This window comes from Psychrobacter sp. Ps4 (assembly GCF_022129285.1).
Lineage (GTDB): Bacteria > Pseudomonadota > Gammaproteobacteria > Pseudomonadales > Moraxellaceae > Psychrobacter > Psychrobacter immobilis_A.
The window spans coordinates 291,400-313,992 of the sequence record NZ_JADQAK010000001.1 but is presented as its reverse complement, the minus strand read 5'-3'; the positions used below and the strand labels follow the sequence as shown (position 1 = coordinate 313,992).

Annotated in this window: 18 protein-coding genes; 9 read left to right on the top strand and 9 right to left on the bottom strand. The window is 42.8% G+C overall.

From position 1 onward, the window contains the following. Window positions 1–51: 51 nt before the first annotated feature. The gene (locus tag I3252_RS01240) at window positions 52–516 is read left to right on the top strand and encodes a DMT family transporter (protein WP_238033952.1); all 465 of its coding nucleotides are present in this window, start codon (window positions 52–54) and stop codon (window positions 514–516) included. Here I3252_RS01240 and prpF read toward each other — a convergent pair. The 8 genes from prpF to I3252_RS01200 all read right to left on the bottom strand — a co-directional run bounded on the left by prpF (window position 513) and on the right by I3252_RS01200 (window position 11,399). Then, on the bottom strand, window positions 513–1,754 hold the full coding sequence (prpF, locus tag I3252_RS01235) for a 2-methylaconitate cis-trans isomerase PrpF (RefSeq protein ID WP_238033951.1): 1,242 nt from the start codon (window positions 1,752–1,754) through the stop codon (window positions 513–515). The genes I3252_RS01240 and prpF overlap by 4 nt on opposite strands. 13 nt (window positions 1,755–1,767) lie before the next feature. After that, window positions 1,768–2,445 (bottom strand): tetratricopeptide repeat protein, encoded by a 678-nt coding sequence (locus I3252_RS01230; protein ID WP_238033950.1) that lies wholly within the window; start codon window positions 2,443–2,445, stop codon window positions 1,768–1,770. Window positions 2,446–2,682: 237 nt separating this feature from the next. Next, on the bottom strand, window positions 2,683–5,340 hold the full coding sequence (gene acnD / locus I3252_RS01225) for a Fe/S-dependent 2-methylisocitrate dehydratase AcnD (RefSeq protein ID WP_238033949.1): 2,658 nt from the start codon (window positions 5,338–5,340) through the stop codon (window positions 2,683–2,685). A gap of 224 nt (window positions 5,341–5,564) precedes the next feature. Next, window positions 5,565–6,704 carry a 2-methylcitrate synthase gene (gene prpC / locus I3252_RS01220; protein ID WP_238033948.1) on the bottom strand — a complete coding sequence of 380 codons (1,140 nt, stop codon included), beginning with the start codon at window positions 6,702–6,704 and terminating at the stop codon, window positions 5,565–5,567. Window positions 6,705–6,808: 104 nt separating this feature from the next. Beyond that, window positions 6,809–7,462 carry a DUF2059 domain-containing protein gene (locus tag I3252_RS01215; RefSeq protein WP_238033947.1) on the bottom strand — a complete coding sequence of 218 codons (654 nt, stop codon included), beginning with the start codon at window positions 7,460–7,462 and terminating at the stop codon, window positions 6,809–6,811. Between the two features lie 93 nt (window positions 7,463–7,555). Beyond that, window positions 7,556–8,446 carry a methylisocitrate lyase gene (gene prpB, locus I3252_RS01210; protein ID WP_087815419.1) on the bottom strand — a complete coding sequence of 297 codons (891 nt, stop codon included), beginning with the start codon at window positions 8,444–8,446 and terminating at the stop codon, window positions 7,556–7,558. 354 nt (window positions 8,447–8,800) lie between these two features. Next, window positions 8,801–9,988, bottom strand: coding sequence for a divalent metal cation transporter (locus I3252_RS01205; RefSeq protein ID WP_238033987.1), 1,188 nt, complete (start codon window positions 9,986–9,988; stop codon window positions 8,801–8,803). A 397-nt stretch (window positions 9,989–10,385) separates the two neighbouring features. Continuing rightward, entirely contained in the window at window positions 10,386–11,399 is a 1,014-nt protein-coding gene (locus I3252_RS01200; protein ID WP_201614266.1) for a LysR family transcriptional regulator, read from the bottom strand. 239 nt (window positions 11,400–11,638) lie between these two features. On the opposite strand from I3252_RS01200, the gene I3252_RS01195 reads away from it, so the two are divergent. Beyond that, entirely contained in the window at window positions 11,639–12,595 is a 957-nt protein-coding gene (locus I3252_RS01195; protein WP_238033946.1) for a hypothetical protein, read from the top strand. 340 nt (window positions 12,596–12,935) lie between these two features. Then, a complete protein-coding gene (locus I3252_RS01190; RefSeq protein WP_201501280.1) occupies window positions 12,936–13,451 on the top strand; it encodes a hypothetical protein in 516 nt (171 codons plus the stop codon). A 542-nt stretch (window positions 13,452–13,993) separates the two neighbouring features. Here the strand turns inward: I3252_RS01190 and I3252_RS01185 are convergent. Then, window positions 13,994–14,299: a cupin domain-containing protein gene (locus I3252_RS01185; protein WP_060491130.1), complete on the bottom strand. Its 306-nt coding sequence runs from the start codon at window positions 14,297–14,299 to the stop codon at window positions 13,994–13,996. A 193-nt stretch (window positions 14,300–14,492) separates the two neighbouring features. On the opposite strand from I3252_RS01185, the gene I3252_RS01180 reads away from it, so the two are divergent. The 6 genes from I3252_RS01180 to I3252_RS01155 all read left to right on the top strand — a co-directional run bounded on the left by I3252_RS01180 (window position 14,493) and on the right by I3252_RS01155 (window position 21,906). Next, window positions 14,493–15,449 carry an AraC family transcriptional regulator gene (locus I3252_RS01180; protein WP_198329938.1) on the top strand — a complete coding sequence of 319 codons (957 nt, stop codon included), beginning with the start codon at window positions 14,493–14,495 and terminating at the stop codon, window positions 15,447–15,449. A 337-nt stretch (window positions 15,450–15,786) separates the two neighbouring features. After that, on the top strand, window positions 15,787–16,725 hold the full coding sequence (locus tag I3252_RS01175) for an iron chelate uptake ABC transporter family permease subunit (protein WP_193007411.1): 939 nt from the start codon (window positions 15,787–15,789) through the stop codon (window positions 16,723–16,725). Then, window positions 16,722–17,672 carry an iron chelate uptake ABC transporter family permease subunit gene (locus I3252_RS01170; protein WP_193007410.1) on the top strand — a complete coding sequence of 317 codons (951 nt, stop codon included), beginning with the start codon at window positions 16,722–16,724 and terminating at the stop codon, window positions 17,670–17,672. The genes I3252_RS01175 and I3252_RS01170 overlap by 4 nt, the downstream gene beginning before the upstream one ends. Then, window positions 17,669–18,445, top strand: coding sequence for an ATP-binding cassette domain-containing protein (locus I3252_RS01165; RefSeq protein ID WP_193007409.1), 777 nt, complete (start codon window positions 17,669–17,671; stop codon window positions 18,443–18,445). Before I3252_RS01170 ends, I3252_RS01165 begins: the two co-directional genes overlap by 4 nt. Then, entirely contained in the window at window positions 18,442–19,428 is a 987-nt protein-coding gene (locus I3252_RS01160) for a siderophore ABC transporter substrate-binding protein (protein ID WP_193836977.1), read from the top strand. Before I3252_RS01165 ends, I3252_RS01160 begins: the two co-directional genes overlap by 4 nt. 162 nt (window positions 19,429–19,590) lie before the next feature. Continuing rightward, window positions 19,591–21,906 (top strand): TonB-dependent siderophore receptor, encoded by a 2,316-nt coding sequence (locus tag I3252_RS01155; RefSeq protein ID WP_238033945.1) that lies wholly within the window; start codon window positions 19,591–19,593, stop codon window positions 21,904–21,906. Window positions 21,907–22,593: the final 687 nt, after the last annotated feature.

Sequence of the window (22,593 nt, the reverse complement as noted above, 5' to 3'; positions counted from 1 at the left end):
AAGTTTGGTATTATGTAGAACCATTCTTTGTTCTCTTTTGGTAGAAGCCATTTGAAAATGCTTCCTTATATCTTGATTAGCCTGTTAGGCGGTGCCATTGTTCCGCTACAGCTGGCTATTGTCAACGCTTTTCGAGAAAGTACGCAAGCCTCGCAGATCCAATCTACCTTTTATTTATACTTAGGAGGTGCATTGGCTTCTTTAGTGCTGTCATATATGATGAGTGGTGGCATCAAGCCGCCAATAATTGAAAATGCGACATGGTGGATGTGGTTACCAGGATTTTTGGGCAGCTTCTATATCTTGTTTATGTTTATTGCTGCGCCAAAAATAGGCGCAGGTAATACATTGCTCTGGGTTTTTCTAGGGCAAATGTATTTTGCCTTGATTCTAAGCCAAACTGGCTTATTTGGCTTAGAGGTTAAAACAATAGATATCTATAAAATTTCTGGTTTAGCCTTAGTCACTATAGGCGGGATGTTAATGATATATGGCGAGAGTAAAGTTAATAGTTAAAAACTATCCGCTGGTACAAAAACTTCACCAACCATAATACGCCTTGCTGAGCGGCTCATCGAGACTTTTTTGGCTTGCCAGCGACCATAGACCAGTTCGGTTTTTCCACCGACGAGCAATGTACCTGATGGATGGCCAAAACGTACCTCTGTCAGCTCGCCACCACCTGATGCCTCATTCACTAATGTGCCTTGTGTGGTTGCCGCAGCAGCAATAGCAACGGCAGCTGTACCCATCATGGCGTGATGTAATTGACCCATACTCATAGCACGTACGACTAAATCAATCTCGCCTGCATCGACCGATTTACCACTAGAAGCGGTATAGCTCTGTGCTGCACCTACCCAAGCGACTTTAGGAATGTGTTGGCTGGTCTGTGCCTCGCTCACGTCTTTAAATAAGCCCATCGCCACACCGCCTGTAGCACGAATTTTCTCAAGCTTGGCAAGTAGCTCACCATCGCTATTGATATCACCTTGTAATTCAGTACCGGTAAAGCCCAAATCTTCAGCTTTCATAAAGATGGTCGGGATGCCAGCGCTAATAAAGGTGGCTTTGACGCTATCGACATTTAGGCCGCAGTCCGTTACATCGAAGTCATCGACCAAGTTGCCAGTAGGGAACATGTCGCTGGTGGCATCTACAGGGTCAATAAACTCAATTTTGACTTCAGCCGCTGGGAAGGTGACACCGTCTAATTCAAAGTCGCCCGTCTCTTGAACCTGTACTTTATGATTTGCATCTTTATAGACTGGGACATGGGCAATAATCGTCTTACCGATATTTTCTTGCCAAACGCGTACTTCACAAATACCGCTATCTGCATTGTCGTCGATGCTGTTATGGATTTTGTCGGCATCGACCAAACCCATATTAATGGCACAGGCACCAACGGCTGCGGTTAAGTTGCCACAATTACCCGCCCAATCAATCATAGGCTTAGCGATGTTGACTTGTCCGAACAGATAATTCACATCATGGTCTGGTCTGTCAGAGGCCGATAAAATTACCGTTTTTGATGTACTAGAGCTGCCATTACCCAAACCATCGATTTGCTTACCGTAAGGATCTGGGCTGCCGATGACCCGTAATAGGAAGTTATCACGTGATTCGCCAGCGACTTGGCAACGTTCTGGTAGGTCGGAGAGTTTAAAGAAGGTACCTTTAGACGTACCTCCGCGCATGTAGGTGGCAGGGACAGATAGTTGTGGGGCGAAAGCAGGGTTTGGTCGGGTCATTTTTTTATTCCTATTATTTTAGTACGATATATTCATCACCGTTTTGAATGACCATTGTTAATGATTCAATAGATTGCGGCGACAACATATTTATAGACTCACTGGTTTCTTCAGAGTTTTGTGCAGCTGCTTGTTGCAGCCAATAACGTGCTTTTTCTTCATTTTTTCGAACACCCCATCCGTTTAAATAGGCTGCTGCTAAAAAGTTCTGTGCCTGCAGATCGCCTTCTTTTGAGGCAATAGACAAAAGCTTAGCAGCTTTAGTCAAATCTTGCTTGGTACCCCATCCTTTTATATACATAAGGGCTAAAGTTGTCACGGCATGAATAAATCCACTTTCAGCGGACAAACTGTACCAGTAACACGCTGCTACTAAGTCTTGACCGACACCATCACCAGTATGAAATTTAAGCGCCAAGAGATACTGCGAAACTGGGTCGCCTTCATCAATGCCAGGTCTCAAATCGGACTTAGCCATTTCAAGTTGTTCCCGTCGAATTTGTATAATACTATCAACGGACTCTTGTATATCGCGGCCGGTACGTACATTAGAAACCCAACAACCAATAATAATAGCAATAATGACAATGGAAATAGAGACGTCTACCATTGATAAATCAGTGAGACTACTACAACCGCTAAGATTCAATACAGAAATCAAAATAATAAAAGTTCTATTGATGTTTTTCATGCCACTTCTTATGATAAAAAATGACAATTATACTAAATAGAAAAACAAATGTTTATTTTTTAAGAAAATTCATCTAAATAAAGTACTATAAGTAATGTATTTAATGGATAGAAGCCTAATAAGACTAAAGAGTATCAGAATCTATTGTGAGACTACTAAAAAAGCCAATGCCATATAAATATAACATTGGCTTTTGTCACGTGTACGGCAGCTATCGCTGTTGTTTATTCGTTTCTATTAAACGATATCTAACGTGCCATCGATAAACTCTTTGGCAAAGCGCTGTAGCATACCGCCTGCGTTATACATTTTGACTTCATCAGCGGTATCTAAACGGCAGATAACAGGTGCTTTATCAACGGTGCCGTCTTTACGATGAATCACTAGCGTCATCTCGCCGCCAGCAGATACTTCGCCTTCGATATCAAATACTTCGGTGCCATCGATATTTAGGGTGTTACGATTGACACTTTCTTTAAACTGCAAAGGTAGTGCGCCCATACCAACCAAGTTTTGACGATGGATACGTTCAAAATCTTCTGCGACCACCACTTCCACACCAGCCAAACGCACACCTTTTGCCGCCCAGTCACGGCTTGAGCCTTGACCATAGCCATCACCTGCGATGATGATGAGCGGCTGCTCACGGTTCATATAGGTCTCAATCGCTTCCCACATGCGCATGACCTGACCTTCTGGCTCAACTCGGGCTAATGAGCCTTGGATAACGTCACCTTTTTCATCGCGTACCATCTCATTTAGCAATTTAGGGTTAGCAAAGGTTGCACGTTGGGCGGTTAAATGGTCGCCGCGATGGGTCGCATAAGAGTTATAATCTTCTGCTGGCAGACCCATAGTATCAAGGTACTCGCCAGCTGCTGAGTCACCCAAAATCGCATTAGACGGTGATAAATGGTCGGTAGTGATGTTATCACCAAGCACCGCCAATGGACGCATGCCTTTTAGCTTATTCATCGCCGCCATTTTGCCTTCCCAATACGGCGGACGACGGATATAAGTGGTCTGCTCGCGCCAGTCATAGAGTGGGCTTAATACTTTTCCGGTGTCTTTTTTGGCTTCATCAAACATCGGGATATAAACGGCATTAAATTGCTCAGGCTTCACCGCTTTGGCAACGATAGCATCAACTTCGTCATCATCAAACCAGATGTCTTTTAGATACACGTCATTGCCGTCCGTGTCTTTACCCAACGAGTCTTTTTCAATATCAAAACGGATATTACCGGCGATAGCATAAGCAATCACCAGTGGTGGCGACGCTAAAAACGCTTGCTTAGCATACGGGTGGATACGACCATCAAAGTTACGGTTGCCTGATAGTACCGCGGTGGTAAATAAGTCACGTTCAATGATTTCTTGCTCAATCTTAGGATCAAGCGCGCCACTCATACCGTTACAAGTGGTACAAGCAAAGCCAACCACATCAAAGCCGATTTCTTGTAGCTCTGGCATCAGACCGGCTTGTTCTAGGTACATTTTTACCGTTTTTGAGCCGGGTGCTAAAGATGATTTCACCCAAGGCTTACGCAACAAGCCTTTTTTATTAGCATTACGGGCGACAAGACCAGCAGCAACCATATTGCGCGGGTTAGACGTATTGGTACAACTGGTAATCGCGGCGATAATCACGGCGCCATCTGGCATTAGACCATCTTTTGGTTCAGGTAATTTATCACCTTCGCCATGAGCAATCCCTTTCGCAACCAAATCTGTGGTTGAAACACGCGCATGCGGACGTGAAGGGCCTGCCATGTTACGGACAACAGCGGATAAATCAAATTCAAGCACACGGTCATAAACTGCATTTTCCATGCCGTCAGCCCATAGACCGGTTTGCTTAGCGTATTGCTCAACCAATTTAATTTGAGCCTCAGAACGGCCAGTGAGACGTAAATAATCGATGGTTTGCTCATCGATATAGAACATCGCTGCGGTTGCGCCATATTCTGGGGTCATGTTTGAGATAGAAGCACGGTCACCGACGCTTAATTGGCGTGCACCTTCACCGAAGAATTCAATATAAGTAGAGACCACGCCTGCATCACGCAAGAATTCAGTCATCGCCAATACCAAATCGGTACCAGTAATGCCTTTTTGCAATTTGCCGGTTAATTTAACACCAACGTAATCTGGCAGGCGCATATACGACGGGTTGCCTAGCATGACGCTCTCAGCTTCAAGCCCGCCAACACCAATTGAGATAACGCCTAAAGCATCAACCATCGGGGTATGGCTATCAGTACCAACCAAAGTATCGGCAAACGCGACTTGTTCACCAGCTTTATTTTGTACGACTTGTACAACCGGTGACATTTTTTCTAGGTTGATTTGGTGCATGATGCCGTTACCGGGCGGTACGACGTTGACGTTATCAAAAGCATACTGACACCAGTTGATAAAGTGGAAACGGTCATCGTTACGGCGCTCTTCGATAGCACGGTTTTTCTCAAATGCGTTTTCTTCAAAGCCTGCATGCTCAACAGCTAGCGAGTGGTCAACGATGAGCTGAGTCGGTACAATAGGGTTTACTTTAGATGGATCACCGCCTTGCTCAGCGATGGCATCACGTAAGCCCGCCAAATCAACAAACGCCGTCTGACCCAAAATATCATGACAAACCACGCGGGCAGGGTACCAAGGAAAATCTAAATCTTGTTTGCCTTCTATATGCTGTTTAAGCGCCGCGGTTAGCTCTTCTGGTGGGCAACGGCGCACCAAGTTTTCACATAGTACTTTTGAGCAAAACGGTAGCTTGTCATACGCGCCAGCTTCAATATTTTCGACAGCCTCACGGGTGTCAAAGTAATAGAGGTCGGTATCTGGCAGGGGCTTTTTGAATTGATCATTCATTGGTTGTACTAGGGCGTTGTCCATGAGTCACCTTTGGCAGTTGGCTGGTTTAAATTTAAAAAATAGTCATTCTTTTAGCAAAATCGTCAGTGGAATTAGAAGTTAGAAGAAGGCTTTGCTAAAAAAATATGCTTAAACAGAAAGTGAGATTATTAAGAAAAAGTTTAACTGCTAAATGGTGAATATATCTAGCAGTTAAACTGGTTATCTCGCGTAAGCACTTATACGAGATAGTAAATATATATGGATTAACGCGCGCTCATCTCTGGTACTGGGCGTAGCTCTTCACCGGTATATTCCGCGCTTGGGCGAATAATGCGGTTATTAGCACGTTGCTCAAATACGTGTGCCGCCCAGCCCGTTAGACGCGAGCAGACAAAGATTGGCGTGAACAGTTTGGTTGGGATACCCATGAAGTGATAGGCAGAAGCATGGAAAAAGTCGGCATTACAGAACAGTTTTTTCTCGCGCCACATGACTTCTTCACAGCGCACTGATACTGGGTATAGCACCTCATCACCAACATCCGCTGCCAGTTTTTCAGCCCAGCCTTTAATCACCACGTTACGCGGATCTGACTCGCTATAGATGGCATGACCAAAGCCCATAATTTTGTCTTTACGCGCCAGCATACCCATCATTTCTTCTTCGGCTTCATCAGGTGAGCTAAAGCCTTCAATCATATCCATTGCCGCCTCATTCGCGCCGCCATGAAGAGGGCCTCGCAATGAGCCAATCGCACCTGTTATACAAGAATGGATATCAGATAGCGTAGAGGCGCAAACGCGTGCCGTAAAGGTTGAAGCGTTAAACTCATGCTCTGCGTAGAGGATAAGCGAGACGTTCATCACTTTTGTGTGTAGCTCGTTTGGTTTCTCACCCTTTAACAGATGCAAGAAGTGACCGCCAATGGTGGCATCATCAGTTTCGGTTTCGATACGCACGTTGTCATGGGTAAACCGATACCAGTAGTTGATGATAGAAGGGAATACCGCAAGCATGCGATCTGCTTGGTCGTTTTCTTCCTCAAAACTCATTTCGGTTTCTAAGTTACCCAGCATAGAGCAACCTGTACGTAAAACATCCATTGGATGAGACTCGGCAGGAATGCGCTCAAGCACGTCTTTTAATGACTGTGGTAGACCACGCAAGCTTTTGAGCTTGGTCTGATAAGCGTCAAGCTCAGTTTGGTTCGGCAAGTTGCCATAAAGCAGTAGATAAGCGACTTCTTCAAAGATACATTTGTCTGCCAGTTCTGACACGTCATAACCGCGATACGTCAGACCTGATCCTGACTTGCCGACGGTAGATAGAGCGGTCTTGCCAGCGACTTGTCCGCGTAGACCTGCGCCTGACAATACTTTTGTTGATGGGTTTTGTGCTGCCATGATGAAATTCCTTTTGTGGGTAGCTTTTTGGGTGAAAAACGGTGTTTCTAAGTTTCTAATAATAAATTTGTCAGTTGATGACTGACTATAGCGCCAGTCAAGTATTACGCAGGCTGTTCAGGCTGTGGACCATCTAAATCGACCTTACAACGCGCAAACTCCGCTTCAATAGGGCCATTCAAGACTTCCATTGCGCTGCCTTCGCCTTCTGCATTATTGATTTTCATGTACTTGACACCCAGTGGTGATTCCATGAATGTCTGAATCTCAGTCATCTCTTCTGGGGTAGGGTCAGCCAGTGGCGTTGCAATCTCTTCACCATTCATGACACGCAGTTGCTCATTACCAAACGTAATCAGCTTTTTCCCTACCTCTGACGTATAAAAGTCATCTAACTCTTGTAACTCTGCATCGGTAAACTGACTCTTATAGAAACGATCGACTTCGGCTTTACCCAAGTCTTTATCGCGTGATTCGAGGCAGCTGATTTGCTCTGCGCTGAGCGCACCGCTATTGATAACTGGTGCAAAAAGTAGGCTGTTGACAGTATCTAGCGTAATTGTCGTCATGACCAAGTCGTTTTGAGTGACAGGTGCAGGAGTCTCTTTGGTAGCATCAACTTCAGCAGTGCTTGCACCACTGGTCGTATCGTCGGCGGTTTCTAGTGTTTTATCACAGCCCGTCATAAATAACAGCGCCGCAAGCGTGCTGCTCAGTAGTGACGTTTTAAGAGCAGTATTAGCAGTAAAAAATGGCATAAATAACCTAAAAGTAAATGAAGACGGATTTCGAAAAGATAACACACTCAAAGGCGAGCTATCTTTTCAGTGTTGCCAATGACGAATGCTTAACTACTTATTAGCAAATAGCTTGTCTAGCGTCTGCTCAAACTCATGATAATTTAAGAAATCATACAGCTCCATGCGAGTTTGCATGGTATCTACAACTTTTTCTTGTGTGCCATCAGTTAATAGATGCTGATAAACGTTTAATGCTGCTTTGTTCATCGCACGGAATGCTGATAGTGGGTACAACACCATCTCGACACCCACGCTATACAGTTGATCAGTGGTATATAGGTCGGTCTGACCAAACTCTGTCATGTTGGCAAGTACTGGAATATCTAGTACGTCAGTAAATTTACGATACATCTCGATATCGGTTAACGCCTCGGCAAAAATCATGTCTGCGCCTGCTTCTTGGAAGGCAACAGCGCGCTCGACAGCAGCGTCTAAGCCTTCTACCGATAGCGCATCCGTACGTGCCATGACCACAAAATCAGGATCCGTTTTGGCATCCAATGCCGCTTTTAAACGATCAACCATTTCTGAAATACTGACGATTTCTTTATTTGGGCGATGACCACAGCGCTTTTGCGCCACTTGGTCTTCGATATGTACCGCTGCCACGCCCGCTTTTTCCATTTTTCTGATGGTTTGGGCAATGTTGAATGCACCGCCAAAACCAGTGTCGATATCTACTAATAACGGCGTATCAACTGCGTCAGTGATACGTCGTGCATCTTCTAGTACATTATCAAGGCTAGTCATACCCAAATCAGGAAGACCAAATGAGGCATTTGCCACACCAGCACCAGAGAGATATAACGCTTGGTGACCGACTTGGGTCGCCATCATTGCAGTATAGGCATTGATAGCACCTGCGATCTGTAATGGTTGGTTGTTATCATTTTTTTGAGTGAGGGCACTGCGAAAGCGTGCGCCTGCTGAAGATAAAGTCATGTGAGTGTCCTTGCATAGAGAGATAGTATTATCGTTATTGTGTTCGATTATACTCAATAATCAGTGAGTGAAAAGCATTGTTTGAGCATGTTTATTTAAATAATTTAAACAACTAGTTTATTAAAATTAATATTATCCACTATATAAATAGCATTATCTATAAAGTAATGGTTTGCTCAAACTATTATTCATATTGCTGAATTCACAAAGACACGTATAGCTCATTATTTACATTTATTTACAATAGCGGTTGCGCTTATTTTTATCGATTCATGATTTTAGCTTACCAAAAAGCCCTAATAGCTAAGCTAAAAGGGCTTTTATGATATAAATAGATATTTTTAAAACTGATACCTAGCCAAATAGTCCAGCAAGATTGGCTAAAAATAACAGCGCAAAACCCGTTAAGAAGATGAGTCCTGCGATAGAGAGTGCATTCATGCTAAAAGACAGTTTCTTATGGTTTTTTACCAGCGAATAATTCAACCAACCAAAGATAGGCGCTGAGACAAACGCTGATATCATGGCAAACTTAAGCATAGTACCTAGTTGTCCAGTAAAGAAAGTGATAATCATCAACCCACCACCGATAGCATAGGTCGTCCAAAAAGCGATTTGCTTTTTGTTGATTTCGCTTTCACCTTTTATTAGACGCCAGCACTCAGCGTTGGCACGGCCATAACCGTCTGCACAGGTAATCGTCGTGCCAAACATACACATAAAGGCGACGAAAGCGACCAATAGACGTGACCATTCACCGATGGTTGCGGTATACATGTTAATCAACTGATTGATATAAGCGCCACCGACCAGCTCAATTTCTTGTCCTGAGCCATACTGTACAAACACACCTAACGATAAGAAGAACAATGCCAAAATGGCAGAAACGGCATAACCCACGTTAAAGTCAAGCAAACCTTGGCGATGGGTGGTGTGATCGGCTTTGACTTTGGCAGAAGTCCACATCGAGGTAATGGCGGCAAACTCAAGCGGTGCTGGCATCCAGCCCATGAGTGCCACGATGAAACCTAAAGTTGCTAAATTCCAAGGAGAGGCGGCGACAAAGTCAGCAGCCATGACTGTCGGCTTGCCAGCGGCAATGATGACAGCAGCGACGGTCGCAGTCGTCAAGGCAATCATAATCCATTTGGTCACACCATCGAGCAGCTTATAGTGACCCGCAATTAAAAAGAACCAAGAAACCGCCACGATAATCAATGACAGCACCATCGTCGAAAGACCAAGGGAGGCGGGTAGCATAAAACCTAAGATAACCGCTGCTATTAATGAGACCGCGCCCGTACTAATGACGGCTGATAGGATAGAGAGTATAAAATATACCCACAGATATACTTTTGAGCGTTTGGCATAGCCTGCAATCAAACTCTCGCCAGTGTCATAGACGTAGTCGGTTGCAAAGCGAAAAAATGGATACTTAAAAACGTTGGCTAAAATAATCATAATGGCCAGTTGCCAGCCATATATAGCGCCAGCCTGCGTCGATGAAATCAAATGCGAGCCACCGATAGCAGCGGTTGCCATCAAAATACCGGGACCAAAGATACGCCAGCTAAAGCCTTCTTGCGGCGAGGTCGCGGTATCGTCAGTGGCATTTGGGTTGGTGCGTGGGTTATTGAGTGGTTGTGTGGTCATGAATACCTCTAAATGGTTAAAACGGCAAATTATCACTTACCTGTGTCAGCTTGCCAATGATCATGAGAGAAGCGCTTTATAAACTGCTTAAATATAAAACGATTCATCTTGTATCGACTTTAGCACACCGAAGCCAGTCAGGAGAATGATTATTCTAGTTGTTATTACTATTTGTTTGCATTGCCATTCTTTTTAGTTAGCATAATCAGTTGATAATATCAAGTATTAAGGCTGATTATTTTTTAGCGGTTCTTTATAACACAATATCCATTCAATATCTGATAATTTAAGGCTGTGACACAAATTTTTGCTGCCGATAAGTGATGCCGCGCTGCTCATATACCTGATAGGTGGCGCTCAGTAAATCAGAAATGCTGGGATGAACGAAATCTTTGAGTGTATGTAGATAAATAGGGGAGGTGACGTTTTCGTGTACTAAACGTTGATAACTGATTTGGTCGGTACGCACAGTCTTTAGGCTAGCAGGCACAAGCGTAATGCCTTCGCCAGCCGCCACCAATCCTAGCGCTACTTGCAAGTCACTCACCGTCGTAGTCATAAAAGGCGAAATACCGTATTGTGCGAATAAGTGTAGCAACGGCTCCGTAATAGGCGCGCTAAGTGTGGATTGCTCAGCGCTTGTGCGTCTGGATTTTGTATTACTATCCAGCTTTGCACTTGTTGATCTTACGCTAGTCGCTATCGGTAAATGGGTTTGATGGTAGAGAATCAGTCGATTGTTTGCTAAGTCTATCAACCGTTGCTCCTTTACATGCGCCAAAGGATGGGCTTTCGGTAAGGCAACGACATAACGCTCATGACGCAGTAGTATTTGCTGAATCCATGGATCTTGATGAGGGAAACGCCCAAAACCGATGTCTATTTCACCAGATTTGAGCGCCTCTATTTGTTGATATGAGCTGATGTCTTTGAGATTGACTTCGATATCGGGGCTGGATTGCTTAAGCATGGCAATGATTTCAGGAAGCAATCCATAAAGCACGGATGGGACAAAGCCAATATTTAGCATGCTACTGGGCGTCGATAGCCGCTGCGTCATGCTGGTGACGGTATCAATCTCTGTCAATATGGCGCTGATTTTGTCGTAAAAGAATGTACCCGCTTCGGTCAGATGTAGCGGTCTATGGTAGCGATCGACTAATTCCACACCCATATCTGTTTCAAGCTGTTTAAGCAGACGACTCAAGCTTGGTTGTGACAATCCAGTTTTAGTCGCTGCGGCACTAAAGCTCCGTGAATCTGCGATAGCAATAAAAGCGTTGAGCTGTTTTAAATCCATATCTTTATGCTCACTTGTTTATGATGTCACCGTTGCTTGTGGCTTATCTTCTCTTGGCTATTTTGATTATTTTATCCGAATAAGAGCAGTAAGCGACAAATTATGCTTGAAGCGAACGAGGCGAGCTACTATATTGTTTATTAACGTTAGTGTTACAATTTAGCAAACAATAAAAACTTTATTCTTAATTCTAGCCGTTATCTACTTTTTCGCGGTAAAAACTGGTTTGGTATTACTTCATGAGCGACAAAAAAAATAGCCCTAATGCGCAGTTAGAGGCAAATTTAGCCAAAATTGCTAATACTAAGCCACGTAAGCGTATGCGTAAAGATAATATCTACGAGCGTTTCATCACGCGTGTCGAAAATGTTGATAGTAATGAGGAAAACGCTACTTTCAAAGAAAATGCATTAAAACCACTAAAGAATACCAACCATCTTTCATCGTATGAGCCATTAAGCGCCACAGAGCTAGAATTATTTGCTACTTTAGAGCAAGAAAGCGTGAGCACAGGTATTAATGTAGATTTTTCTGATGACGATAAAGACGAGGGTTTTTCGACAAATCATGCACCGATAGCTAATACTGACAACTCTTTAGATTCTGATGCAAATAACGATAAATTTTCTTTATATATCGCTGACAGCGTGAATGCTGATGATTTAAAACGTCAAGATTCAGAAAGATTAGTAGCTGAAAAAGTTAGAAACGAACAGCTATCTAATAATAACGATGCTGTAAATGACAGTGCCATTGCTAAACAATTAGCAAAATCAAAGGAAAAGCAAGTAAGTAGCAAAAAACCGCTTATTATTGGCATGATCTTTGGCTCATTATTGATTGCTATTATTGTAGCAACACTAATTCTCACCGGCGTTCTATCGACCTCAACGAAAACGATTGCACCTGATAGTGCAGAGACGAAAACAACAACGACAGATGCAGCACCAACTGTCAGCACTGGCAAAGCAGTAGTAACCGATGACAACCAACCTTCTGCTGATACAGGCGCGATAGACAAATCGGCAGTGATGTCGCAACCAGATGAATCCACCACTGAGAATTCAGACACTAATCCTAATGGGGTAGAGACTACTGAAGCCCCATCGACCATGCCAGCAGCTGATGCAGCCATCACTTATGATGACTTTAGAGAAGAATCCCAAAGTACCTTGTATCGTGAGACCAATGATTAGGGTCTGTTACGCATTCATAATTTCAACTAGTCATTCAATCTAAGGCATGTTCTCAATTCAAATGGACTGAATTTTGCCAAGCAGCGTTAAATATCTGCTTAATACCTCGAGATAACCTGTGCTATTTTGCTTATTAGACTGCAATTCATCTCATTTTTATTACCATTTTTCAAATTGCTCATCAGCAACTAGCCATACAATAATAGTGCTTTCAAGCCGCTTATCAGTCAATTCTATCGCTCATACCAAAAATCATTGCAACATACCCGAGAGCCCGTATCCTGAGATCAAGGATACGGTGATAGGCCGTTCATAACATGGATTGACTCGGTATTGAATTATGACTCTCTCAGACAATAAAAGTGATATCAATAAAAGTGTTGGCTTATCCAGTAATTCTAATAACGAGCCACTATTAGCAACCGACACAGCAAAGCTAGCAAAAGACAGTTTGCTGAGTCATGTAAAATGGTTTGCTATAGTGGGTGTCTTGTTGTTAATGACTATATTTGTGTCGGCTCGTTTTTTTTCAACAATCCCTCAAACATCCATGGTAAGTGTTCATCTACCTGTTACGGTAGCTACTCATCAAATCAACGAGTCGGCAGCAGATAGTTCACCTCTAGCAGAGGTTAAAAAAAATCACAATCAGGCTAATGTTGAAGCTAAGCACGCTCAAGTCGAGACTGCTATCAGTTATGGTGATTTTAGACAGGAAGCACAGAATATCTTATATCGTGAGCCAGAAGCGTCTGTCTCACATGTGAACCTAAATACAGCTAGCATTGAGCCTGCGATTAGTCATGAAGATTTTAGAGTAGAAGCAAAAAACATCTTATACCGTGAGGAAAAATAATCAAGTTTATATGCTAATACAATAGCATTGAAACGCAGATGACGACTTATTTAAAACCAGCTATTTGACATATGCATATCTCCAGATAGCTTTGTAAGCAGGCAGAGAAGCTCCTACTCATTGGAGGGATTTGGTTAACTTAGCCTCGTTATATCCTGATATTGAAATAATATAAACGCGAGTAATGAGAGTGCTAATATTCACACCTTCATTAGGAGAAAAATCTGCAAGATTGATTGGCTGACCACTCTTTGAAAAGCAAAGTGGGTATTCAATAAATGGTTGATAAGTTTATTATGCATATTGCATTTTCGACATTTAATTTACAAAGGCGGCAGTATTTTTAACGGCTTTACAAATTATTAATACTGAGTGCTCAGATGCATTTCAATCAAATAGCTGTAATAGAAACATTGTTATAGATTTAATTCTATAGTCAATCCTATATAAATCAGATACGGTGTCAGGCTCGCTTAGTCTACTATTTGTAGTACTTTCGCTCGCCTTCCTTGTATCTGAATTATATTGTACCGGCTATATATTCATAAAGGTTCAAAAAACATTACACTCGTTTCAGTAGGCGCATAAGGTTTATGGTTGCTGTTCTTAGGAATAACAACAACTTCACCAGCGTTCACCTCTACGGTTTTGTCTTCTAATATAATAAATAACTGGCCTGACAATACGTGAAATAGCTTATCTTCATATTCGTGATTATGCCATTCATATTCACCTTTCAATTTAGCCAGTTTTACGGTTAATTGATTAAACTGAGCGATATCAGTAGGCTTCCAAAACTGTTCAATATCATCAAGCTCTTTTTTTATATTCGCTATCAGCAGACTCATGCTTACTCCTTTTTGGTATGTGAATACCATTGAATTATATTTAATTGATAATCATTAACATTAAGATGATTGTTTATTACTAATAATGCTATTATTGCTTCAAGACTGGAGAACTGGCTATTTATACGTGTAAAGCTATTTTTAGCTGGATATAACATAAACACACATACCAAAACATCTTGATTGTATTTATATGGCAAACTTACATGCATTTTACGACCACTATCAGACCGAATACTGGTCTTTCGATCATCCTGATTCTGACTATTTGATTAAACGTCCAACTTATGATGGCAGCTCTGGTTATGGTGACTTACTGAGCTTGCATAATGGTATCGTGCTCGGTCGAAACAGCATTGCTAGCAGCCAATCTTTGGTGGAACCCGCCGCACCATTTTCTTGTGATGTAGGGATGCACTTAATTGTAGATGCGAACTATACCTTACATGCTAGTAATTTACGGACTGATACAAGTATTCATTCGCAGCAAATTTGGCGACGATCAGGAGATTTTGGTGATATAAACTCTATAGTTGACACTGAATATTTGCAGAATTCCCCTATAAATAGCCATATCGTAACAATCGATTTTAATCAAACATTGTTGTCGCGCTGGGCAGAAAGCTTCGCTGTTCCAACATGGCTATTACCTTCTAATAATCAAGATCCTGAAATGGTTCAAGTCAGCTTATCCAACCAGCCACGTCTACTTGCTCGTGCAGCTTATATCCTCTCTTTACCTTGCTGTACTTTGAGTGATCGATTAGCTTTAGAGAGTCAAGCATTGCTGCTTTGCCAAGATATTTTAGGCATTCAAGATATATCAGGCCGATTAGCAAACCAAAAAAGCCAAATTGATCAGGCCGTTGATATTATTCGCCAAGAGTACAGTAATAAATTAACAATTTCCTTGTTGGCTCAACGAGTGGGTATAAACGAATGCTATCTCAAGCAACAGTTCAAACAACAAACGGGTAAAACAATCGGCAGCTTTATCCGTGAACTGCGTATGCAGGAAGCAATGCGTTTGTTGCTAGATGAATATAAAAGCGTCCAAGAGACTGCATGGTATGTTGGCTATCGTGATCCTAGCAATTTCAGTAAAGCTTTTGCCAAATTTTATGGCGTTACACCCACACAACTTATCTAGCCAACCAATAGATGTCAAGCTGCCACAATCTTCTAAAATCAGCTAAATAAGCATTGCTGATATACGACTTATTTATACCAAACCTATGTTGCGCCTGAGTTAATTCAATCTTTAAACCTTGGTAAATGCTGAGGTGTCGTTCCGAATAAGTTCCCTTATTCACGGTATAACTTCCCAATTTCACCTTATATTCAACTTACCTATTCAAACAAGCATAGTATGATTGATTCTCATTTATGCTTTAATGAAAAATCCTAGCAATGAGTTTTATAGACTGTTGGTGGTATGTTTCAGCGTAGTAAAAAGTCATTCGTAATAAGTAAGAAGAACTTCAATAATGCGCTCACTATCTTTGTTACTCATTTTACTCTGTGCCGTTTCTCTTATGCTGGGCTCAAAACAGACCTCACTTATCGCCCTCTTTAATTTCTCCAACGATGCATGGTTGACCCTAACGGCGAGCCGTATACCACGGCTGATTGCGCTGGTACTGACAGGAGTGGGTTTGTCTGTTAGCGGCGTGATTTTACAGCACATCGTCCGTAACAAGTTTGTTGAGCCCGCAACTTCAGGGGGTTTGGATGCTGCCAAACTTGGCATTTTGGTCTCGCTCACCATGCTTCCTAATGCCAGTACGAGTAGTAAAATGATCTTTGCGCTGGTTTTTTGCTTTGCCTCAAGCTTACTTTTTATTCTCATTATTAGCCGTATTAAGTTTAAGAGCGCTGTTCTTATTCCTGTCCTTGGGTTGATGTATGGCAGTGTGCTGAGCTCAATTGCGGAGTTTTATGCGTATCGCCATAATATTTTACAAAGTATGCAAGGGTGGTTGTTGGGAGATTTTTCAAGGGTTGTACAAGGTCATTACGAGCTGATTTATATTATTTTGCCCATCATTGTATTAGCCTATATTTATGCCCATCGCTTTACGGTACTGGGTATGGGCGAGGACATGGCCGCCAGTCTAGGACTCGGCTATGCGGCGACAGCTGCCTTAGGGCTTATGCTAGTCTCAGTAACGGTGGCCGCTTCAGTCATCACCATCGGCGCCATACCTTTTGTGGGGCTGGTTATTCCAAATCTAGTCGCTCTAAAGTACGGGGAAAACCTGTCGCGGACACTGCCAGTAGTCGCCTTAGGCGGTGCTTGTTTGCTGCTGATTTGTGATATTTTTGGGCGGCTCGTCATTTATCCTTTTGAGGTTCCTATTGGCCTTACCGCAGGCGGGGTAGGCGGTGTGATATTCCTTGTGTTAATCATGAGGGGAGTAAGATGAGTACTGCGGCAAAGATTTGGACGACCTTGATAATGATTATATTGCTGGCGCTTATTTTCTTATTTATAGGCTCTGATTTAGATTTTAATTACTTAATTCCTAAGCGTTTGATGCGTCTAGCGACTATTGTTCTCGGTAGTATATGCTTAGCTTTTTCATCTATAATCTTTCAAACTATTGTTGGCAATCGTATTTTGGCACCTTCTATCATGGGCTATGAGGCTGTTTATTTACTGTGGCAAGTGCTGCTGCTGTTTGTGATGGGTACAAATGGACTGATGCTGCTGGGTGTCAGTGGTAATTTTATCGTATCAATCGTATTGATGCTGGCATATTCTTGGGCACTTCATCACTGGCTTTTCCCTCGATGTAAAAATGATGTCTATACCTTGTTGTTGTTTGGCTTGGTACTGACGATGGTCATCGGTACGATTACGCAGTTTATTCAGCTGCGTATTAGCCCCGGAGAGTTTTCGGTTTTTCAGGGGTTGAGCTATACCTCGTTTAATCGATCTCAGCCAGAGACTCTGTTTTATGGAGCGCTTGCGGTAGCCACCGTACTATGGGTTAGTCGTAAAACATTGCCTGTCTTAGATGTGATGGCGCTTGGCCGTGAGCAGTCGCTGTCTCTTGGTGTAAACCATCCTAAATACGTTAAGTTATATCTTGCTTTAATTGCCATTTTGGTGGCTGTGTCAACGAGCTTGATCGGTCCTACGGTATTTATGGGCGTGTTCATTGCCAACATCGCTTATGCGCTTGCAGGGAGTAACTGGCATAGAGTCACCTTACCCATCGCTTGTGCCATTACTATCGCCATATTTTTAATCGCTCAAATCTTTGTTGAGCATGTCTTTAATTATAAAACCAGTGTCAGTATTCTCGTCAACCTTGTGGGTGGCATCTATTTTCTCGCGCTGACTGTCCGTACTAGAGGGTTCACATGATTACCATCAACCATGTCCATAAAAACTATGGCAAAAAATCTGTGCTATCAGATATTAGCCTAGAATTTCAGGCTGGCAGTGTTACCTCTTTAATTGGTCCTAATGGTGCTGGAAAATCCACCTTGTTGATGATGATGGCAAGGCTATTGGAGCCAAGTAGTGGTCAGATATCATTCAATGATCGTGACATCCGTGAGATTGGTACTTCTGAATACGCGCATCACGTTGCGACATTACGGCAGTCTCCAGGGTTTAATCTACGATTAACCGTGGAAGAGCTGATCTCCTTTGGGCGCTTTCCGTATAGCCGTGGTGCGTTAACCACAGAAGATCGACGCATCATTGATGAGGCCATTGATTTTTTGGCATTAGAGCCTCTACGTCATTCTTATTTGGATGAATTAAGTGGTGGACAGCGGCAAATGGCTTTTTTGGCGATGACCATCGCGCAACAAACAGACGTGTTGTTATTGGATGAGCCACTAAACAATCTTGACATGAAGCATGCAGTACAAATCATGCAAGCCTTACGCCGTCTATGTGATGAGCAGGGGCGCACGGTTATTTTGGTGATTCATGATATCAATTTTGCAGCCAACTATTCTGACCATATTGTGGCGTTGAAGAATGGCACGCTTAGCTTTAGTGGTCTGTCTGAACAGGTCGTGACAGAAGCCAACTTAAGTGAGTTATACGATCTTGATTTTGAGATCATTCGTAGTGAACGTGGTTGCCTGTGCAACTACTTCAATTTATCAGGGGATGCAGTATGAATTTGAGTAAGAGAGATTGGGTTTGGGTACTGGTCATGTCGGCAGCGGTATCATTACAAGGATGCGAAAAAACTTCTACTGAGCTGACAAATGAGCCAGCACACGCGTCACAAAAACTTGAGACGCCCATCACGATCAAGCATGAGCTTGGTACTACTGTCATCAATAATCGACCGCAACGCGTCGCGGTACTGGATATGAATGAAGCTGATTTTTTGGATCAGCTCGATGTTCCGATTGCAGGAATGGTCAAAGACTATATTCCGCACTTTCTTTCGCAGTACAAAGCGGATGACGCAGTAGAGGACTTGGGCGCTATTGTTCAGCCAAATATGGAACGTATCCATGCGCTACATCCTGATCTGATTTTGATGACCCCGCTTCACGCCGCTAACTATCAAGAGCTGTCAGGGATTGCACCGACTCTACATTTCGATGTGAATTTTAATAACAGTCAGCAGCATATAGCCAGTGTTAAAAGCCACTTATTAACTTTAGGTCGTATTTTTGATAAGGAGGCATTGGCAGAACAAAAAGCCACGCAGTTAGATACAAGAGTCAAAGAGGTTCAGGACTTCACAAAAACCCGCCCAGAAAAAGCACTGGTTGTCTTACATAATAATGGGGCTTTTAGCAATTTTGGGCTGCAATCACGCTATGGATTTATCTTTAATGACTTGGGTGTGAAGCCTGCGAGTACGATTGTAGAGACCAGCCTACATGGACAACCGATTTCTAGTGAGTTTATACAGCAGGCAGATCCAGACATTCTTTATATCGTAGACCGTACCGCTGTCATGGAGCATCGCGCTATTATCAATCCTGAGGAGGTGAGCAACCCTTTACTTCGTCAAACAGCAGCATGGAAAAACGGTCGTGTTGTTTTTGTTGATGCAGATGCGTGGTATATAGCAGCCGCCAGCCCAACCTCATTAAACATCATAATGGACGATGTCCTCAAAGGTTATCAACCAACGTTCTAAAGCTATCCTAAGACGAATGATGTTTTTAACGTAGGACTAGGACACGGCCTAGTGAATGATTAAGTGAGAAAGAGAGGGTTCTTCTTATCCTAAATTGTTAATGATTATCATTTGTATTTTTATTCGCATTATTATTTTCCATCAAAACAAGAGGACGTTTCCATGCACCAACTTCAACACCTAGGTCATAAAAATAGGGTCAAACAGCGGGCGACACTGACCAAACCTTCTTTTGCGCTTAATCCTTCTTTCGCGCTCAATTATATCGTATCAGCAAGACTTGCCATGTCTTTGAGCCTAGTCGCTGGGACGGTATTCATCTGTATGCCATCAGCGTATGCACAGACAAATAGTAATGTGACACATAGTGAGCAAACTACTGAGTCTGGCAAAGGAGCGAAACCCCCACCGTTAGACGAGGATAATAACGTTCCTACAGTGACCTTGCCTGCGATAACGGTAGTGGCAGAACGCAACGACAATCCTAGCTACGCAGGCGGGCAGGTGACCTATACCAATCATGCTGGGTTTTTGGGAAATAAGGATTTTTTAGAGACGCCGTTTAGTGCCATCAGCTATACCGATAAATTTATTGAAGATCAGCAAGCCATCGATATTACGGCTGTCATCGCTGCTACTGATCCTGCCGTCTTTAGCAGTGGGGTTGGTGGCCAGAATCTTGAAAGTTATTCTATCCGTGGATTCTCTTCAGACATTGGTGATGTTACGGTAGACGGGCTATTCGGTATGGCACCTTATTATCGTAGCTCACCTGAGATGTTTGAGCGTATCGAAGTACTCAAAGGGCCCTCAGCTTTATTGAATGGTATGCCGCCCAAAGGCTCAGTAGGCGGTGCAGTCAACCTAGTGCCTAAACGAGCAGGCGATGAGCCGTTGACGCGAGTGACGGCAAGATATTTATCAGACTCACAACTTGGTGGGCATGTGGATGTAGGACGGCGTTTTGGTGAAGACAAGCAGTTTGGTGTTCGGATTAATGGTGCTTATAGAGAGGGTGATAGTGCAGTAAATGATCAAGAAAAACAAGCGCAACTGGCTTCTGTTGCACTGGACTGGAAAGGAGAGCGTGCTCGATTATCGACAGATCTTTATCATAGTAAAGATCGTGTCGATGGACCGACTCGCGGTCTCACCCTAGCACCAGGATTGTCGATTCCTAAGCCGCCCAAACCAGAGACGCTACTGAACCCAAGCTGGGCATTTAATGATAGTGAAGATAAGGGGCTAATGATACGTGGTGAATATGATGTGACTGACGATTTAATGATTTATGGTGCGGGCGGAAATAGTAAAACAAAATTTAAGTCGCAGAGTGCCTCTGTCGCGCAGATTATCAATGCCGCAGGAGATTATCGGACTAACCTTGGAGAAGTTGATGATGAAGTCGAAAGACAGTCTGCTGAGATAGGGTTAAAAAGTAAATTCCAAACAGGACGAGTTAATCATCAATTGGCATTTAACATCGTTGACTATCAGGAAGATTATGATTTAAGTGCTAGAAGGGGTTTATTAGCTGAAGACTGGGTCACGAACATATATAAACCAGTATGGGAGTCGCGTAATATTCCCTTCAATTCTCCTGCGCTACTGAACACAAAAACGAATTTGACCAGCTATGGTCTTGCAGACACACTGTCTTTTGCTGAGGATAAATATCAGCTGACTTTAGGACTGCGACATCAACAGGTAGAAAGTAAACAAGCAGGTATGCTGGCATCAGCAAAGGATTACAACGAAAGTGCGACTACGCCATCAATAGCGCTACTAAGTAAAGTAAACGATCAAGTTTCTTTGTATGCTAACTATATAGAAGGTTTGAGCCAAGGTTCTACTGCACCGATAGATGCAGAAAATGCTGGTGAAATGTTTGCCCCTTATAAGACGCAACAAAAAGAAGTTGGCGTAAAGCTTGATCTTGGTGAGTTCTCACATACCCTAAGTGTTTATGAAATAGAGAAACCTAATAGCTATTTAGACCCTGTTAGTAATATCTTTTCTTATGCTGGCGAACAGCGTAACCGAGGTGTTGAATGGGGGTTTTTTGGCTCACCCATTGAAGATATACGCCTAATGGGTGGGGTTTCATATATTGATGCGAAGCTAACCAAGACGCTTGGTGGCGTTAATGAGGGTAATAGAGCTACAGGTGTCCCACAATGGCAGTCTAAGCTTGGTGTTGAATGGGATCTACCTTTTATTCAAGACTTGACATTGACAGCTAATGCAAACTCGATATCTAAGCAATATCTTGACGCAGGCAACTCACTGTCATTACCAAGTCGCACTGTATATGATTTAGGTGCACGTTATGCCACCTCTATTGATAAAAAGCCGCTGACATTAAGAACGAGTGTTGCTAACGTAACTAATAAAGCTTATTGGGCAAAGCCGCATTATACCAGTCTTGGCTTGGGTGAGCCGCGTACATTTATGCTGTCAGCCACAATGGATTTTTGATTTGAGTTAAGGCGTGTTTGTAATATCATTATAGATTAGTGAATTATAGTGCTAAAGATTTGCCGCACCCAAATAGGAAATTTATTAGCATATAATTCACTCTTCTGTGAGTTCAAGGCTCAAAAAGTAGATGAGACGTAGACTTAGCGATATCAATAATTACTCGTTATTCTACTGGCAAGTTGTTACCTAAAGCATAAATAGAATGGTGCTCATTGAAAGCTTGTTATAGGCTTACTGAATTATATTTAAACACATCATATTAACGCACCCGATTAATTCTTAAGATGAAAAGTAGATTTAGCGGTGCCTATTGGAGTGCTTTTTATGGCACTTAAAATGAAGGAGTGAGCCACAGCTCCATGATCATGCCTAGCAGAACGAAAGTGACACCTACTGAACACCCAGTATTTATCTCTCTTGCCGGCAAATTCATAAGACCGTATTGGTCTAATATTAATGAAATGAGCAGTAGCGTACTACCACGGCGAGCCACTTCTGGTAATTGTTGTTCTAAATCCATAGTACATCGACGTCGCCAGCAGCTTCCACCGCTCGTCCCAAGATCACAATCACCTTAGCTTGAGCATCCAGCTCATGACTACTACGCCAATCGTTGTCGAAATTAAGCAAACTAACAAAGCCGCTGAAATAAAAATAGCACTGACTATATTGCCTTTTGAGAGA

Bases quoted from the DNA above. Each gene is read 5' to 3' on its own strand.
- I3252_RS01175 (WP_193007411.1), top strand. From the start codon at position 15,787: ATGCGCTCACTATCTTTGTTACTCATTTTACTCTGTGCCGTTTCTCTT.
- I3252_RS01195 (WP_238033946.1), top strand. From the start codon at position 11,639: ATGAGCGACAAAAAAAATAGCCCTAATGCGCAGTTAGAGGCAAATTTA.
- prpF (WP_238033951.1), bottom strand. From the start codon at position 1,754: ATGACCCGACCAAACCCTGCTTTCGCCCCACAACTATCTGTCCCTGCC.
- I3252_RS01170 (WP_193007410.1), top strand. From the start codon at position 16,722: ATGAGTACTGCGGCAAAGATTTGGACGACCTTGATAATGATTATATTG.
- I3252_RS01185 (WP_060491130.1), bottom strand. From the start codon at position 14,299: ATGAGTCTGCTGATAGCGAATATAAAAAAAGAGCTTGATGATATTGAA.
- I3252_RS01180 (WP_198329938.1), top strand. From the start codon at position 14,493: ATGGCAAACTTACATGCATTTTACGACCACTATCAGACCGAATACTGG.
- prpC (WP_238033948.1), bottom strand. From the start codon at position 6,704: ATGGCAGCACAAAACCCATCAACAAAAGTATTGTCAGGCGCAGGTCTA.
- I3252_RS01200 (WP_201614266.1), bottom strand. From the start codon at position 11,399: ATGGATTTAAAACAGCTCAACGCTTTTATTGCTATCGCAGATTCACGG.
- I3252_RS01165 (WP_193007409.1), top strand. From the start codon at position 17,669: ATGATTACCATCAACCATGTCCATAAAAACTATGGCAAAAAATCTGTG.
- I3252_RS01190 (WP_201501280.1), top strand. From the start codon at position 12,936: ATGACTCTCTCAGACAATAAAAGTGATATCAATAAAAGTGTTGGCTTA.
- I3252_RS01160 (WP_193836977.1), top strand. From the start codon at position 18,442: ATGAATTTGAGTAAGAGAGATTGGGTTTGGGTACTGGTCATGTCGGCA.
- prpB (WP_087815419.1), bottom strand. From the start codon at position 8,446: ATGACTTTATCTTCAGCAGGCGCACGCTTTCGCAGTGCCCTCACTCAA.
- I3252_RS01230 (WP_238033950.1), bottom strand. From the start codon at position 2,445: ATGAAAAACATCAATAGAACTTTTATTATTTTGATTTCTGTATTGAAT.
- acnD (WP_238033949.1), bottom strand. From the start codon at position 5,340: ATGGACAACGCCCTAGTACAACCAATGAATGATCAATTCAAAAAGCCC.
- I3252_RS01155 (WP_238033945.1), top strand. From the start codon at position 19,591: ATGCACCAACTTCAACACCTAGGTCATAAAAATAGGGTCAAACAGCGG.
- I3252_RS01215 (WP_238033947.1), bottom strand. From the start codon at position 7,462: ATGCCATTTTTTACTGCTAATACTGCTCTTAAAACGTCACTACTGAGC.
- I3252_RS01205 (WP_238033987.1), bottom strand. From the start codon at position 9,988: ATGGCAACCGCTGCTATCGGTGGCTCGCATTTGATTTCATCGACGCAG.